Origin of the sequence: Paucibacter sp. KCTC 42545, from assembly GCF_001477625.1 — a bacterium.
GTDB lineage: Bacteria > Pseudomonadota > Gammaproteobacteria > Burkholderiales > Burkholderiaceae_C > Paucibacter_A.
Window position 1 is genome coordinate 1,255,405 of sequence record NZ_CP013692.1, and the last position, 16,375, is coordinate 1,271,779.

General features: G+C 63.4%; 12 protein-coding genes. 6 read left to right on the top strand and 6 right to left on the bottom strand.

Annotated elements, in window-relative coordinates; all coding sequences use genetic code 11:
* Window positions 1–89 precede the first annotated feature (89 nt).
* The 4 genes from AT984_RS05535 to phnE are packed head-to-tail and all read left to right on the top strand — an operon-like array spanning window position 90 to window position 3,499.
* The gene (locus AT984_RS05535) at window positions 90–956 is read left to right on the top strand and encodes a putative selenate ABC transporter substrate-binding protein (protein ID WP_058719235.1); all 867 of its coding nucleotides are present in this window, start codon (window positions 90–92) and stop codon (window positions 954–956) included.
* A 22-nt stretch (window positions 957–978) separates the two neighbouring features.
* The gene (locus AT984_RS05540) at window positions 979–1,833 is read left to right on the top strand and encodes a phosphonate ABC transporter ATP-binding protein (RefSeq protein WP_082680300.1); all 855 of its coding nucleotides are present in this window, start codon (window positions 979–981) and stop codon (window positions 1,831–1,833) included.
* Window positions 1,824–2,678: a PhnE/PtxC family ABC transporter permease gene (locus tag AT984_RS05545; RefSeq protein ID WP_058719236.1), complete on the top strand. Its 855-nt coding sequence runs from the start codon at window positions 1,824–1,826 to the stop codon at window positions 2,676–2,678. The genes AT984_RS05540 and AT984_RS05545 overlap by 10 nt, the downstream gene beginning before the upstream one ends.
* Window positions 2,675–3,499 (top strand): phosphonate ABC transporter, permease protein PhnE, encoded by an 825-nt coding sequence (gene phnE, locus AT984_RS05550; RefSeq protein ID WP_058719237.1) that lies wholly within the window; start codon window positions 2,675–2,677, stop codon window positions 3,497–3,499. Before AT984_RS05545 ends, phnE begins: the two co-directional genes overlap by 4 nt.
* A gap of 89 nt (window positions 3,500–3,588) precedes the next feature.
* On the opposite strand, the gene AT984_RS05555 is transcribed toward phnE, so the two are convergent.
* The 5 genes from AT984_RS05555 to AT984_RS05575 form a co-directional block, all read right to left on the bottom strand.
* Window positions 3,589–4,632: a peptidylprolyl isomerase gene (locus AT984_RS05555; RefSeq protein WP_082679812.1), complete on the bottom strand. Its 1,044-nt coding sequence runs from the start codon at window positions 4,630–4,632 to the stop codon at window positions 3,589–3,591.
* Window positions 4,633–4,922: 290 nt separating this feature from the next.
* Entirely contained in the window at window positions 4,923–5,582 is a 660-nt protein-coding gene (locus AT984_RS05560) for a PEP-CTERM sorting domain-containing protein (protein WP_058719238.1), read from the bottom strand.
* A 62-nt stretch (window positions 5,583–5,644) separates the two neighbouring features.
* Window positions 5,645–7,429 (bottom strand): hypothetical protein, encoded by a 1,785-nt coding sequence (locus AT984_RS05565; RefSeq protein WP_058719239.1) that lies wholly within the window; start codon window positions 7,427–7,429, stop codon window positions 5,645–5,647.
* A 72-nt stretch (window positions 7,430–7,501) separates the two neighbouring features.
* Entirely contained in the window at window positions 7,502–8,611 is a 1,110-nt protein-coding gene (locus AT984_RS05570; protein ID WP_197418252.1) for a TolB family protein, read from the bottom strand.
* Between the two features lie 34 nt (window positions 8,612–8,645).
* Complete coding sequence (locus tag AT984_RS05575; protein ID WP_058719241.1) at window positions 8,646–9,023, bottom strand: hypothetical protein; 378 nt, start codon at window positions 9,021–9,023, stop codon at window positions 8,646–8,648.
* Window positions 9,024–9,420: 397 nt separating this feature from the next.
* Here AT984_RS05575 and dnaE point away from each other — a divergent pair, with 397 nt between their 5' ends.
* Window positions 9,421–13,044 carry a DNA polymerase III subunit alpha gene (gene dnaE, locus AT984_RS05580; protein ID WP_082679814.1) on the top strand — a complete coding sequence of 1,208 codons (3,624 nt, stop codon included), beginning with the start codon at window positions 9,421–9,423 and terminating at the stop codon, window positions 13,042–13,044.
* A gap of 193 nt (window positions 13,045–13,237) precedes the next feature.
* Window positions 13,238–14,557 carry a patatin-like phospholipase family protein gene (locus tag AT984_RS05585; RefSeq protein WP_231741535.1) on the top strand — a complete coding sequence of 440 codons (1,320 nt, stop codon included), beginning with the start codon at window positions 13,238–13,240 and terminating at the stop codon, window positions 14,555–14,557.
* 64 nt (window positions 14,558–14,621) lie between these two features.
* Here the strand turns inward: AT984_RS05585 and msbA are convergent, their stop codons facing one another.
* Window positions 14,622–16,361 carry a lipid A export permease/ATP-binding protein MsbA gene (gene msbA / locus AT984_RS05590; protein WP_058719242.1) on the bottom strand — a complete coding sequence of 580 codons (1,740 nt, stop codon included), beginning with the start codon at window positions 16,359–16,361 and terminating at the stop codon, window positions 14,622–14,624.
* Window positions 16,362–16,375 lie beyond the last annotated feature (14 nt).

The following is a 16,375-nucleotide window of genomic DNA, read 5'->3' on the forward strand; positions in this document are numbered from 1 at the left end:
TGCCCAAAATGTAGCAGTGCCCAGCAAACGTGTTCCGGATGAGTTCCAATACCGAGCTTCCAGCGAAATTTACTCAAACGAGGATTCCCATGACATCGACTTCTTCCCTGCGCCGCAGCCTTCTCCAAGCCCTGCTGGCCAGCACGGTGCTGGCTTTGCCGGCGATGGCTCAGACGACGGTGTTCCGCGTGACCGCCATTCCCGATGAGTCACCCACCGAGTTGGCCCGCAAGGCCGCACCGCTGGTGCGTTATCTGGAGCAGCAACTCGGCGTCAAGGTCGAGTTCACACCGGTCAGCGACTACGCGGCTGCGGTTGAAGCCCTGGTCAATAAAAAGGTGGATCTGGCTTGGTTCGGTGGCTTCACTTTTGTGCAGGCCAATACCCGCTCGGGCGGTAAAGTGATTCCGCTGGTGCAGCGCGAGGAAGACACCAAGTTCCGCTCGGTCTTCATCACCGCCGAGCCTGGCATCAAGAGCCTGGCCGATTTGAAGGGCAAGGACGTGTCCTTCGGCTCCGCCAGTTCCACCTCCGGCCATCTGATGCCGCGCAGCTTCATCTTGCAAGCCGGCCTGAGCCCGGAGCGCGACTTCCGCCGCGTGGCCTTCAGCGGCGCGCATGACGCGACCATCGCCGCAGTGGCCGCCGGCAAGGTGCAAGCCGGCGCCTTGAACATCTCGGTGTGGGACAAGTTTGTGGCCGAGAAAAAGGTCGATACCGAGCGCGTCAAGGTGTTCTACACCACGCCCGCTTACTTTGATTACAACTGGACCGTGCATGCCGATATGCCCGCCGCCCAGCGCGAAAAGCTCAAGGCGGCTTTCCTGAAGCTCAGCCCCGACACCGCCGAAGGCAAGGAAATTCTGGACTTGCAACGCGCCACACGTTTCATTCCCACCCAGGCCGAGAACTACAAGGGCATCGAGGCTGCCGCCCGCAACGCCAATTTGCTGTGATGACGCGACGTTGAAGATGGCGATGCCGATATTGGATCTGCAGGGCGTGCAGGCCAGCCCGCAGGGGCGGGCGGCCTCGCAGGCCGACGTGCTGCGCGGGCTGAACCTGCGCGTGGAGCCGGGCGAGCAATTGGCTCTGATCGGCCCCTCGGGCGCCGGCAAGACCACCTTGCTGCAGCTGCTGGCGGCGGCTTTGCCGCCGCGCGGTGGTCAGCTGCGTGTCGCAGGCCAGGATCCTTGGGCTTTGACACCGCAGGCTTTGCAGGCATTGCGTGGCCAGCTGATCCTGGCCCCGCAAACGCCGCCTTTGCCGCCGCGCCAGCGGGTGGTCACAGCCGTGCTGGCCGGGCGCCTGCCCAGCTGGAGTTTGGCTGCCAGCCTGATCTCGCTTTTCGCTCCGCGCGATTTGCCGGCCGCGCATGCGGCTCTGGCCCGCTTTGATCTGGCCGACAAGTTGTTTGAGCGGGTGGATCGCCTCTCTGGCGGTGAGCGCCAGCGGGTGGCTTTGGCTCGCGTCTTGGTAAGCCCGGCGCGGCTGTGGTTGTTGGACGAGCCGCTGTCGGCCCTGGACCCGCAACGCGCCAAGCAGGCTTTGCAGGCTTTGAGCGATGAGGCGCGCGCGCGTGGCGTTAGCCTGCTGGCTTCTTTGCATCATGTGGAGCTGGCGCTGGCGCATTTCCCGCGTGTGGTGGGCTTGCGCGAGGGTCAGGTTTGGTTCGACCTGCCTGCGGCCGAAGTCAGCCCGGCCTTGCTGCGTGAGCTTTACGCGCAGCATGAGGATGAACTGCTGGCGCCAGCTGCAGCCTTGCCGTCGCTGCAGCCGGTGGACGCGCTGGCGCAGGGCGCCGCCACCCAGGTGGTCTACCCATGCCGTTGAGTCTGCGCCAGCCGCCCGTAGGGGTTTCGTCAGTGTCCTTGCAGGATCCCGCCTGGCGCGGCCGACTGCTGGGCCTGGCCTTTGCGGCCTTGCTGCTGTGGCCGATGCTGCAGCTGAGCGAGTTCAAGCCCTGGACACTGCTGGACGCCGACAACTTGCGGGTCACCGGGCGCTTTCTGGCCGACTTTTTCCCGCCCGCCCACAGCCCAGAGTTCTTGCTGATGCTGGCCCGCGAGGCCTGGCGCACTGTGGCTATGGCCACTGCCGGCTTGGCCTTGGGCCTGCTCTTGGCCGTGCCGCTGGCGCTGCTGGCGACGCGGGTGCTCTCGGTCTCGGCCTTGAGCGGGCGCATGGCTTGGGGCAGCGCGCTGCTGCGCCAAGCGGTGCGCGGTTTGTTGGTGCTGCTGCGCAGCGTTCCGGAGCTGGTGTGGGCGCTGATTTTCGTGCGCGTGGTGGGCTTGGGGCCGACGGCCGGCGTGCTGGCGATTGCGCTGAGCTACGCCGGCATGCTGGGCAAGGTCTATGCCGAGGTGCTGGAAAGCGGTGACGCCACGCCCACCCAGGCTTTGCTGCGCAATGGTAGCGGGCGCTTGCAGGCCTTCTTTTATGCCTTGCTGCCGCAGAACGCGGCGGAGCTGAGTTCCTACACCGTCTACCGCTGGGAATGCGCGATTCGTTCTTCGGTTGTCTTGGGCATGGTGGGGGCGGGTGGCTTGGGTCAGCAGCTGGATTCGGCCATGAAGATGTTCAGCGGCGGCGAGGTGTCGGCGATTTTGCTGGTGTTTGTGCTGCTGGTGGCCCTGGCCGATGGCCTGGGTGTGTGGCTGCGGCGGAGCTTGGCATGAGCGTGAATCAAGAGTTGTTGATCATGCCCGCGGCGCTGCGGCGCGCACGGCGCCAGGCCATGCTGCTGATGCTGGTGCTGCTGACTTTGGTGCTGGCCAGTTTCTGGTCGCTGGACTTGCAGTGGGGGCAGATGTTCTCAGTCGGCTCGGCCCAAAGCATGGGGCGCTTTCTGGGTGAGTTCTTCCCGCCCGATTTGAGCCCTGAGTTTTTGCGCCGCGTGCTATGGGCCGGGGTGGAGACCTTGGCCATGTCGGCCTTGGGCACATTGCTGGCCGTGGTGGCGGGTCTGGTCTTGGCCCTGGGTGCCGCGCATCCGCCCGAGCTGGCGGGGCAGCCCGCCCATTGGCAGCGCCGCCCGCTGCGCTGGCTGCTGAACGCCTTGCGGGCTATCCCTGAGCTGGTCTGGGCCAGCTTGCTGCTGATTGCCGCTGGCTTGGGGCCTATGGCCGGCACCTTGGCGCTGGCGGCGCACACCTCGGGCGTCTTGGGGCGCTTGTTTGCTGACGCGCTGGAGAACGCCCCGGCCGACTCCGCCCGCGCCCTGCGCAACCAGGGCTTGGGCGGCTTGAAGGTGTTTTGCTACGCCAGCCTGCCGGAAGTCTTGCCGCAGTTGATCAGCTACAGCCTCTATCGCTGGGAAAACAATATCCGTGCCGCCGCCGTGCTGGGCGTGGTGGGGGCGGGCGGGCTGGGGCAGATGTTGTCCTTCCACCTGAGCCTGTTCCAGATGGGCAAGACGGCCACGCTGGTGGGCGCGATGCTGATTCTGGTCTTGTTGGTGGATGCGGCGAGTGATCGGTTGCGCAAGGCCTTGGCCTGACAGCCGGGGTCTTCATCCAGAGCCAGCCCAACGTGCTGGCTCTGTGCTTGTGGGGCAGGTGCTTTTGACTGGCAGCGCTGCCCGCCAACTTAGCCCGCCACCTTGGCCGGTCGCGTTGGTGGCAGGCCACCGCAGAGTTCGGTGCGGCCGGGGTTGTGCACATACCAGCCGCCACGGTTGCGGCGCGCATCCAGCAACTGCGCCCAGCTCTTGCTGTCGCTGCGCATCACCTGCAGGGCAGGGCGCTCAGAGGCAGGGATGTCGGCCAATAAGCGGGCCGATTGGATGGCGACACGCTGCTCGGGCTTATCGTAAAAACCCATGGCGGCGCTGCCACGCGGCAGGCTGGCCAGCAAGTCCATGCCCTTGAGCACGCGGCCCACCACGGTGATATTGAGGTCCAGGGCGCGCGGGGCGTGGCCGATGATGGCGTAAAGCTCCGCGCCGGTGCTGGAGTCCGCCGCCTCATTGCGGCCTGCGCCCACCATGCCGTAGCAATGCGCCAGCCAGGCCTTGTTTTGCTTAGGCGCAGCGGCCACGGGGAAGCCGTCCACAAAACCCGTGACCGGCGCCCAGCCATCGGCTTCGGCCATGCGGGTCAGTGGAAGGCCTCGATAAGGAATGCTGAACTCGGCCGGAATCTTGGCGCTGGCTGCACCCAGGCTGCGGGCTTTGGCTGGGTCATCGCCGTCCGGGTCGCCCCACTGGGTGACGAAGTTGTCTTGCACCCGCACGATGGCCAGGCCGTCGTAATAGCCCTGCTGCGTCAGGCTGCGGATATTGGCCACATGGCGTGGCGCAAAGCGCGGCGCCAGTTCGATCAAGACCTGACCCTGGGGCAGTTCCATCGCCACGGTGTTCTGCGGATCCAGGTCGCGCCAATCACTGTCGGGCGACTGGCTGATCACTTCGCTGCTGCTCAGGGGCTTGGCTTTTTTGGCGCTGGGCGACTTTGATTTGGTCTTTGCGTTGTGCTTTGTCAGCGAGGCGCTCTTGTCCGTCGCAGCCTGCGCCGGGCTTGGCGCCGTGATGGCCAAGAGCAGGGCGGCTGCGGCCACAACGCTCAACGCTGCTGTGTGAATCGCTCGAAAGCAGAAAGGTGCCGATTGAAACGCGGCGTGGGTCTTGGGCATGACGGCGGTTCTCCTTTGGGGCCGCAGCATACGTGCTGCGGCCGTGCGGCACCAGTTGCTTGAAACGCCTAGCGTCGCTGCGTCTGCGTGTCAGCAATGGCTGGGCGCCGGGCTTGCCCAAAGGCCGCGAACTCTTGCCTGCGGACGTTTCGATGAGATCCCTGGAGCCCGGTTCTAGCGGCAGTCATCGGAAACTCGGTAGTCGAATGCCTGACGACCAGGGATGCGCAGTCGAAAGAAAGCCGCGGCCTGTGCCGCGGCTTTTCTGTGTCGGACCTACTTCAGCGAAATCAGTCCTCCTTACGCCGCCGGGCAAAAGTCGGCGCAAATGCGGCAAAAAGGCCCAGACCTAGCAGGGCATAGCTATTGGGCTCGGGAATCTGGTTGCAGCTATTGTTGCCGCCGGTGGGGCTGTTGACAGCAACGCAGGCATCTTGAAACTGCACGTCCTGAAGCAAGAGTGCATTCCGGCCCACCAGGTCTCGCTCATTGGCGCCGGCTCCAAACCAGACTTGCGAGACACCGGCGCCAATGGCCTGAAAGTTCAGGGTCATCAGGACGAAGCTGTCGTCCGTTTGCGCCGCAGCCAAGGCCTCGTCGGTCAGCGAGTCCAACGGGTCGACAAGGTTGGAGAATGCGAACAGATCGAACGAGTCTGTTGGTGATCCTGGTGCAGCCGGATCCAGTCCAAGATCCGTCCAGGGGCCGCCTAAGCCAGAACCCAGGCTGTAGCTGACGGCTTTGAGTTGGGCTGGATTGAAGTAGATGTTCAGATCGAACACCGAAACAATCTCGCTGCCCAAGCCGGTGATCTTGACGTCCAAGGAGAAGGTGTTGCCCACCAGTTGGGAGGACACCACTGGGCTGAGGCTGAGCACTGGTGCTGCTTGCGCGCCCGAGATCAGCAAGACCAGCGCGCTGCCGGCGATGGCAAGTGTTTTCATTTTCATTTCAAACTCCTTGAGGAAACAGCTTGGTTCAAGTCGCAAGTGACTCGCATGTGGATGAAGGCTCAGTTCGCAGCGCAGTTGGCACGGGTGCACTTGAAGGTGCAGGCGCGCACATCTCGCGCATCGATGAGGCCGTCTCCATTGGCGTCGCGAGGATCACCGGCGGTGGGCGTCTTGCCGATGCCGGCGCGAATCAGGGCCAGGTCGGTTGTGTCCACATCGCCGTCTAAATCCACGTCGCAGGCGGTGATCTTGGCGCTGATGGTCAGGTCGTAGAGCAGGGGCGAGTCGTTGCTGGTGTTGGCATTCAAACGGGTCAAGACCTGGATGAAGCGGCCGCTGGCGGTGAAGGGCACATTCTTGCTGGCAGTTTGATAGGGCAAAGCGGGGAGGTTGGCTGCCAGATCGGCACTGCGGTACTGAACGATGACGGCGCTACCTGCGGGAACTGAATCGGTCCAGTTGATGCGATCCCAGGCGGCACCAGCAGCGCCGCCGTCATGGGTCACCGTCCAGGTCCCCGTGGGCGTGGTGGAGTTGCGGGCAGCGAATCCGGCGGCATCGCTATAGGTGTAAGGCACGCTGCCGACGGGGAAGGTTCCCAGTGGTGCACCGTCACTGCCACGGTATTTGTGTACCCGGTTGGAGCCATAGCCGATCTGGAAGATGTCATTGTTGGCGTCCACCTGAATGCCGACTGAGTAGGCGCCGCCTGCCTGCAATGGCGCTGTCCATAAAGTTACGCCCGCTGGTGACACCTTCTGCACGGTGTCGGTGCCGGCAATGATGTTGCCGGAGCCATCAACGACGATGCCTGCAGAACTCACAGTCAATCCAGCGATCGCTGCGGAGGTATTGGTTGCAGGGTCGAACACGCGATTATTGCTGCCGGTATAGACCTTGTCATTGCCCAATGCAATGCCGTACATGCCGCCTGGGAAGGAGGCGACGGTATAGGGCCCGGTGTTGCTGGCGGTGTTGGTGATCTTGCCCAGGGGGCCGCCCAGCGAGGCACTCCAGAGCACACCGTTCTTGTCGATCAAGCAGCCATAAGGCTGCCACGCGCCCGAGTTAGGTTGGCCCGCCGTTGGCGTGGTCTGCACCGGCCCGGCCAACAAGCTGCCATCGACCGAGCTGTATTTGTAATAGCGCTGCGTGTTGAACATGCCAACCCACAGATTGCCATCGGTGCCAATGCACAGGGAGCGGCCCAGGCCATTTTGGTCGCCGACCTGCACGGCCCAGGCGATACGCTCATCGGTGATTTCGTTGTCATCGATTTCGCCGTTGCCATTGGTGTCAGCCATGGGTAGCGCTACCGCACCGGTCGAGGTGTCCATGATGCCGTTGCCATTGCGGTCAATAAAGCCTTCGCTCAGCAGCTTCAGCAGCACCGGTTTGCGGTTGGCAAACCAGCGGTTCAGCACATAGGCATTGCCGTTGATGTCCACCGCGGTGCGCGACGGCGCGGGGCCCGAGTAGGCGTTGCCCAGATGGTTGATGTGGCCCGCTTGGCCAGCCGGCCCGAACCAAGTGCGGTAGCGGGCCAGTTCGATATTGGCATTGGTGTCGAACTTGCTCACGGAGTCTTCACCGGCATTGGCGATCCACATCACGGGAAAAGTTGTCCCCGTGGTGTTCAGTTGCAGCTGATTGTTGTTGGGTCCGGTGTGATTGACGCCGGACAGAATGCCCAGATCGAAATCTGCGTCCAGCGTGTAGGTCTTGGATGCGGCATTGGCGCCAGTACAAAGGCTGAGCGCCGTCAGCAGCCCGATGGCCAGTGAGGCTTCACGGGTGGCGCTGCGAATCTGGCGGCTTGTTGGCCTTGAAGCAGTGGTGTTCATGGTGAGATCCTTGTCGTCGCCGGACTCGCTCGTGAAAGCAGCCTGGCTGGGTTGGTTGAAAGCTCAGCCTAGTTAGCGCGCCAGCAGGGCCACAGGCCGCACCGAATGTTCCATGTCATGCGAGGCATGCTGCGCCAGTGCCTCGGTCTTGTTGCCTTGCAGATCCACTTGGTAGAGCAGCGAGGTGCCGCTGCGCAAGCTAGCAAAGATGATGTGGCGCCCGTCGCTGCTCCATTTCGGATCGAAATCTTCTGCGGGGTGGTGACTGAGGTTGCGCAACTCGCTGCCATCGAACTTCATGGTGTGAATGTCGGTGCGCGTGCCTGCGGGGTCATCACGGGTGCTGGAGAAAACCAGGTATTGGCTGTCAGCAGACCAACGCGGCGATTCGTGCGAGGCCACCACGTCGGCGGTGAGGTCGGTGGACTGAGCCGTGTCAACGTCGGTGACGATCAGATGTGAGCGCTTTTCGCGGAGATCGGCAACCCAAACGACGTTTTTGCCATCGGGGGATAACTCCGCCCAGGCCGCGCCGCGTGGCGCGAACTTGCTGCTCAGCTCCTTCAAGCCACTGCCGTCATGCTGGACGACGAATGCCTGGGTGCGGCCTTTGGCATCCTGGCCCAGAAAACACAGCCGTTTGCCGTCGGCAGACCAACTGGCTGGCGCTGGCCCCATGGATAGGCTGGGGCCGGCGAGGGTGGCGCTGGCTTTGGTTTGAAGGTTGACCAAACGCAGCACAGACTTTCCACTTTGCAAGTCCAGCGCAAAGAAGGCGAGTGATCGGCCGTCTGGCGACCAACTGGGCGCCATCTCAGCATCTGTTCCCGCGGATACGCGCTGCTGGGCGGAGCCGTCGCCGTTCATGGTGTAGACCACCGGGCGGCCGGTTTCTCGCGCCACATAGGCCAATCGACCATCGCTGGCCAAAGCGGGTTGGGCGTAGAGCGACTTGCCTTGAGTGAGAACCTGCTCACGCCCCTGGCTGTTTTGCACCCAGATTTGCGGGTCGCCGCCGCGCAGGGACACATAAGCCACACTCGCCACCGATGCACCAGCGACACCGGCGGTGCCAGTAGCAAGGCCGCCCGCGGGCTCACTTGCTTGGCCGACCGTTGCGGCTGCAAGCAGGGCTGCTGCGGCAGCCACCAAGCTGAGCCGGTTTGGCTGGCGCCAGTTCAAGAGTTTCGTTCGCCGAGACTGCATCATCGCGGCCTCACTGCGTCACGATGAAATTGGTGCTGGCCAAGGCCTTGCCCGAGCTGTCCAGAACACTCAGCTTGTGAGGCCCGGCCATGCTGGAGGGGACCCGGTAAGTGAGTGTGCCCGCCGGAGTGACCATGACCGAAAACTGGGACTCGACGCCATTGGGTGCCTGCATGGCGATCGACACCGCGGTGTTCGGTGGGTAGCCGCGTCCCTCAAAAACTGCGCCCTTGGTGGCCTGCACCAGCGAAGGGCCAGCCAAGCTGGGTGCGGGGACCTTGGCAATGGCAATGCCTTGCGCCGAACACAGCAGGGGCAGGCAAACAAGGGTTAAGGCCGCAGCCTGACGAGCGCGCTGGCTCAAGGGGCGGACGAACTGAAATTCCATGGCGAACTCCTAGGTATTTCGAACCGCAACTGCGACCGCAGCGACAGCGGAGCTATCGTGCGACTTCAAAAACGATCCGGCAATCGCACAAAGTGCGAAATTACCTGGCTACCCCCGCGATTGAGGGGGATGAATACCTTCGGTTTGATGAGGGAAATGCGAGGCATTTGCGTTCAGTGGCGCGATAGAGATGAAGGCCGGACAGAAGTCCTTGCGCGAGGACCTTCAGTTATGGGATGTGCCAGGCCAACTGTGTCGGAGGCCCTGATGGACGCGGCCTGCGCCTGTCATCTTGGCGGCAGCAGCAAGCTCGATTGGCACCGTCTAGCGCCTCTCGCGGGCGCCGGCCTGGACACTGCTCAGGCGTCTCGGGCTGGCCCATTGCCTACAATGCTCTATGGCTTTTGTACATCTGCGCACGCACACCGAATTTTCCGTCGTTGACGGCACCCTCAGAACCGATGATGCGGCGGCTGCCGCGGCCAAAGACGGGCAAGTGGCCCTGGCCATTGCCGACTTGGCGAATATGTTCGGCGGCATCAAGTTTTACAACGCCTGCCGGAAGAAAGGCGTCAAGCCGATTTTGGGCGCCGACTGCTGGCTGGAGCCCGAGGGCTCGGACAAGAACCCCTCCCGCATGCTGCTGCTGGTGCAGAACAAACAGGGTTATCTGAATCTGTGCGAATTGCTCTCGCGCGGCTGGATTCAGAACGTGCAGCGCAATCAGGCCTGCCTGAAGTGGGAGTGGCTGCGTGAGTTGAACGAGGGCTTGATTTGCCTCTCCGGCGCGCAGTTCGGTGGCCTGGGCGCGGCGCTGCTGGCGGGTGACAAGCCGCGCGCGCTGGAATGGGCGCGGCGCTTCACCGAGATTTTCCCGAATCGCTTCTACATCGAGTTGCAGCGCGCCGGCTTGGCCGGCCAAGAGGCCTTGGTGCAAGCCAGCGTGCCCTTCGCCGCCGAGCTGCAATTGCCGGTGGTGGCCACCCACCCGATCCAGTTCCTGGGCGAGGACGATTTCGAGGCCCATGAGGCGCGCGTGTGCGTGGCCGAAGGCGAGACCCTGGCCAACCCCAAGCGCATCAAGCGCTTCCTGCCGGGCCAGTATTTCCGCAGCCAGGCCGATATGGAGGCGCTGTTTGCCGACATTCCCTCGGCCATCGCCAACACGTTGGAGATTGCCCGCCGCTGCTCGATCAGCCTAGTGCTGGGCAAGCCGCAGCTGCCCAACTTCCCCACGCCGCTGCTGGAAGACGGCGTCACGCCGATGCCGATGGAGCAGTACTTCCGCCAGCTCTCCTACGAGGGCCTGGAAGACCGGCTGAAGATGCTTTACCCGGACGAGGCCAAGCGCGAAGCGCAGCGCGCGCGCTACGTCGAGCGCCTGGAGTTCGAGCTGGGCACCATCATCAAGATGGGCTTCCCCGGCTACTTCCTGATCGTGGGTGACTTCATTAAATGGGCCAAGCTCAACGGCTGCCCGGTGGGGCCGGGCCGGGGTTCGGGTGCCGGTTCGCTGGTGGCCTATGTGCTCTTGATTACCGACCTGGACCCGCTGCAGTACAACCTGCTGTTCGAGCGCTTCTTGAACCCTGAGCGGGTTTCCATGCCCGACTTCGACATCGACTTCTGCCAGGGCAATCGCGACCGGGTGATCGATTACGTCAAGCGCAAATACGGCCTGCCGGCGGTGAGCCAGATTGCTACTTTCGGAACCATGGCGGCCAAGGCGGCGCTGCGCGATATCGGCCGCGTGCTGGGCATGGGTTATGGCCAGGTGGACGGCATCGCCAAGCTGATTCCAGCACCGCCGGGCAAGACGGTGACGCTGGCCAAGCTGCCCGAGAACTTCGATCCGGACAAAGAAAAAGTCATCTACGCCCGCCACGAGGCGCCAGAGATCAATGAGCGCGAGGCCCAGGAGGAAGAAGTGGCCGAGCTGCTCAAGCTGGCCGCCCGCGTCGAGGGCATGGTGCGCAATATCGGTATGCACGCCGGGGGCGTGCTGATTGCGCCGGGCAAGATCACCGACTTCTGCCCGCAGTATCAACAGCCCGGCAGCACCAGCGCGGTGAGCCAGTACGACAAGGACGACGTTGAAGCCATCGGCCTGGTCAAGTTCGACTTTTTGGGTCTGGCCACGCTGACCATTCTGGAGCTGGCCAAAGACTTCATCGTCGCCCGCTACCCCGATCAGAAGAGCTTTGCGTTTGAGACCATCCCGCTGGATGACCGCCGCACCTACAAGCTCTTCTCCGACGGCCTGACGGAAAGCGTGTTCCAGTTTGAATCCCCCGGCATGCAGCGCATGTTGAAGGATGCCAAGCCCTCGCGTCTGGAAGACCTGATTGCGCTGAACGCGCTGTATCGCCCGGGCCCTATGGACCTGATCCCCACCTTCGTCGCGCGTAAGCATGGCAAGGAAGTGGTGGAGTACCCGCACCCGCTGACCGAGCCGGTGCTGGCCGAAACCTACGGCATCATGGTCTATCAGGAGCAGGTGATGCAGACCGCCCAGGTGCTGGGTGGCTACAGCCTCGGCGGCGCCGACATGTTGCGCCGCGCCATGGGTAAGAAAAAAGCCGAGGAGATGGCCGAGCACCGCGCCATCTTCCGCAAGGGCGCGGCCGTCAACGGCTTGGATGAAAAGCAGGCCGACGATGTGTTCGACCTGATGGAAAAGTTCGCGGGTTACGGCTTCAACAAGTCGCACGCTGCTGCTTACTCATTGCTGGCCTATCACACCGGCTGGTTGAAGGTGCATTACACGGCGGAGTTCTTCGCCGCGAATATGACCATCGAAATGGACGACACCGACAAGCTCAAGGTCTTGTTGAATGACGCCAAGCTCTTCGGTATCGACTTTGAGCCGCCTAACGTCAATCTCGGTGTGCACCGCTTTGAGCCCATCATGCCGGGCGACGGGGTGTTCCCGAACTGGGCGCAGCCCACCGTCAGCAGCGCGCGGCCCAAGCGCATCAATTACGGCCTGGGCGCCATCAAGGGCACCGGCAAGGGGGCGATTGACTCCATCGTCGCCAAGCGCACCGAAGGCGGGCCGTTCAAGAGCTTCTTTGACTTTTGCTCGCGGATCGACCGGAAGGCTTGCAATAAGCGGGTGGTCGAGGCGCTCATCAAGGCCGGCGCCTTTGACAGCTTGGAGCCCGACCGTGCCCGCTTGCTGGCCAGCGTGGCACGAGGCTACACCCATGCCGAAACCTTGGAGGCCAATGCCGACCAGGGCGGCTTGTTCGACTTTGGCGACAGCCATGCTTCCAGTACCGCCGAGCCGGACTTGGTGGATGTGCCGAGCTGGAGCATCAAGGAACGGCTGACGCTGGAGAAGACCGCCATCGGCTTCTACCTCAGCGGCCATTTGTTCGACCAGAGCGGCGAAGAAGTCCGCCGCATGGTTCGCCTGCGCATTGCCAATTGCACCGAGATTCGCGAGCCGGTGCAGGTGGCTGGCATCGTCAGCGATCTGCGCATCATCAACGGCAACCGTGGTCGGGTGGCGCTGTTCAAGCTCGACGACAAGAGCGACTCGATCGAATGCGTGGCGAATGAAGAGCTGCTCAACAGCGCCAAGGAGCTGCTGGTGGATGACGAGCTGCTGATCATGCGCGGCAAGGTGCAGATGGACCGCTTCTCGGGTGGCTTCCGCATGAATGTGCTGGAGGTGATGGACCTGGCCAGCGCGCGCGCCCGCAATGGCAAGCATTTCTATGTGCCGGTGCGCACGGCCCTGCCGCCGCTGCAAGACGTCGTCAAACAATGGCCAGCCAAGCGGGTGGAAACCGAGGCCGGCACCTTGACCCAGGGCTTGAAGATCGTCACCCATCACTTCTTGACCGGCGAGCAAGAGGGCGCCGAGTTCAGGATTGATCTGGGCGAGGACAGCCGCTTCTGGCCCTGTGATGAGGCGCTGGCCCGCTTGGCGCAAATCAGCAGCAGCGCTGCTGCAGCGGCGGCTAAACAGGCGCCCGCCGCTGCCTTGCCGCCGGCCCAGATTGCCTACGAGTAAGCGCCAGGCAGGGGGCTCGCGGTGCCGGGGTCAAACGCACTACGCCCACCGCCCTTTCGCCAGGTTGCCTGCTTCGACAGATTGGCCGGGCGAAGCCGCGTGACCTAGAACAAGGGCCCGGCTTACCCTGCTTTTCCGGGCGATTGGCGCGCAAATTCAGCGATGATGGCTCGCATAGCCATTCATCCACCCTGTGCAGAACACGCCAAGCCCCGCCTCCGCTCCGACTGCTCGGACAACACCCGCCACCGGTCTGATCCTGACCGGCGGCGGCGCGCGTGCGGCCTACCAGGTCGGCGTGTTGGCGGCACTGGCGCAGCTGCGGCGCGATGCAGGCTTGGCCGGCCCAACGCCGTTCCCCATCGTGGCCGGCACATCCGCCGGCGCCATCAATGCCGGGACCTTGGCCTGCTATGCCGACGACTTTGATTCCGCCGTCGATGGCCTGGTGCATCTGTGGCAGAACCTGCATGTGGAAGACATCTACTGCGCAGATGCCTTTGGTGTGATCCGCACCGGCGCGCGCTGGATGACCATGATGAGCTTGGGCTGGGCGGTGGCGCGCTGGCGCCGCACCCGGCCGCGCAGCTTGCTGGACAACTCGCCGCTGGGTCATCTGCTGCACAAGTGGATCAAGATGGACCGGGTCGAGCAAATGCTGACCGACGGCCATATGCAGGCGCTGGCGATCAGTGGCTCGAGCTACACCTCGGGCCACCATGTGACCTTTTATCAAGCCAGAGAGGCGGTCAAGCCCTGGTTTCGCTCGCAGCGCATTGCCACGCCCACCAAGATCTCGGTGGAGCATCTGCTGGCCTCCTCGGCTATTCCCTTCATCTTCCCGGCCCAGCCGCTGACGCTGGGTAAAAAGATGGAATGGTTTGGCGATGGCTCGATGCGCCAGAGCGCGCCCATTTCGCCCGCCGTCCATCTGGGAGCCGAGCGGGTACTGGTGATTGGCGCCGGCCGCATGAATGAACCCGAGGGAGAGGAAGAGCGCCGCACCCTGGTGGAAGGCGCGCCCAGCATGGCGCAGATCGCCGGTCATGCTTTGTCGAACATCTTTTTGGATGCGCTGGCGGTGGACGTTGAGCGCTTGCAGCGCATCAACAACACGCTATCTCTGCTGCCCGCCAGTGCGCGCGAAAACACGCCGCTGCGGCCGATTGATGTGATGGTGATCGCGCCCAGCCGCCGCCTGGATGAGTTGGCGGCCGAGCATCAGGGGGCTTTGCCGCCCGCCATCAAAGGCTTGCTGCGCAGTGTGGGTGTGGCGGGGGAAGGCAAAGGGGCCAGCGGTTCGGCGCTGACCAGCTATTTGCTGTTTGAGCCGCCTTTCACCAATGAGCTGATCAATCTGGGCATGCGCGACACGCTGGCCCGGCGAACCGAGGTTCAGCAGTTTTTTGGCTGGCCGACCCAGCCGCCGCAGATCGATGCGGCAGCCATGCGCCGCCGGCGTGGCGGCTTTGTGGAAGCGGCCGGCTTGGCGAGCGAGCCGGCACGGGTTTAGCCTGCAAGCAAGCCAGCGAGGCATGCTGGCCCGCTAGGCTTCGCTCACTCAGTCAGTCAGTTATTCACTCGCCGTTTTGCGCCCGCACCATCGCGGCATAGGCGCCGTCGCGGGCCAGCAGTTCGGTGTGGGTGCCACTTTCGGTGACACGGCCCTGGCTCATCACCTGAATGGTGTCCGCCGCGCGGATGGTGGACAGGCGGTGTGCAATCACGATCAGGGTCTTGCGGCCTTGCCATTGCTCCAGGGCTTGCTGGACGGCGCGTTCACTCTCGGTATCCAGTGCCGAGGTGGCTTCGTCGAAGACCCAGATCGGCGCGTCGCGATACAGCGCCCGAGCAATCGCCAGACGCTGGCGCTGGCCGCCGGAGAGCTTGCTGCCGTTGGCACCGACCAGGGTGTCCAGGCCTTGTGGCAGCTCTTTTTGCACAAAGTCCCACAGATGGGCGGCGCGCAAGGCTTGCTCCAGCTTGGCGTCATCGCGCGGCTGGGCGTAGGCGATGTTGTCGGCCACCGAGGCATCAAACAGCACGATGTCTTGCGAGACCACCGCAAACTGCTGGCGCAGATTGCTTTTCTTCAACTCGTTGATGGGCACGCCGTCCAGCAAGACCTGACCCTGGTCTGGTTCACCAAAGGCCAGCAGCAGGTGGATGATGGAGCTTTTGCCTGCGCCTGAGCTTCCCACCAGGGCAGTGGTCTGGCCGGCCTTGAAATGCATAGTCAGGCCGTTCAGGGCTGGGCGCTCGGCGCCGGGGTATTGCAAACGCACGTCTTGCAAGGCCAGCTCGCCGCGCACCTTGCTCAGCGTGCGCTGGCCGTGGTCGGGCTCGGCCGGCATGTCCATGATGCTCAGGCAGCCGCGCGCGATCACCAAGGCGTTGGTGATGGGGGGCATCAAATCGCTGAGGTGGCGCAGGCGCGAGGTCAGCAAGAGCAGGGCGGTGATGAAGGCGGCAAACTCGCCCACACCGGTATTGGCCTGGCGCGCTTGCAGCAAGGCCAGGCAGATGATGACCGACAGGCCCACGCTGGCAATCAGCTGCGAGAGCGGCTGACTCAGCGCGCCGGCGGCGGCCGTCTTCAAGGCATTGCGCTGCACTTCCTCGGCCAAGCCCTTAAAGGCCGCGCGCTCATGGTCGGCCGCGTCAAAGCTGCGCACCACGCGCCAGGCGCGGGTCACGTCGTCGACCTTGTTGACCAAGTGCAGTTGCGCGTCATAGGTTTTGCTGCCCATGCGGCGGATGCGCTTGTTGACTTGCTGCACCACCCAGGCCATGGCCGGCGTCGTCACCAGCGACATCAGGGTCAGCTGCCAGTTCAAGAAGAACAGATAGCCCAGCATGGCCAGGGCCGGCAGTCCGTCGCGCAAGATGCTCAGCATCGGGCCGCTGAGCATGGACATGATTTGCTGCGGGTCATTGACCACCTTTGTCACCGCCGTGCCCGGCTGCAAGCTGGTGAAGACGCGGGCATCCGCGCGAACCAGGGCGTCGAACAAGGCAGCGCGGAAATCCATCACCGAGCGCGTGACCGTCCAGTTCAGCAGGTATTGGCCCAGAAAACCGAACAGGCCGCGCAGGGCAAACAGGGTGATCAAAACGACCGGCACCCACCAGACCGAAAAGGACTGCTTGGCAAAGCCATCACCAAACACGTTCTTGATCAGCGCAGGGATCAGCGGCTCGGTCGCGGCCAGGCCCAGATAGGCCAAGACGGTCAGCACAACGCCCCATTTGTAAGGCTTGACGTAGACGGACAAGCGCCGTGCGATGGGTCGCAGGTCGGAAGAATCTTCACTCATAGCCGGCCATTGTC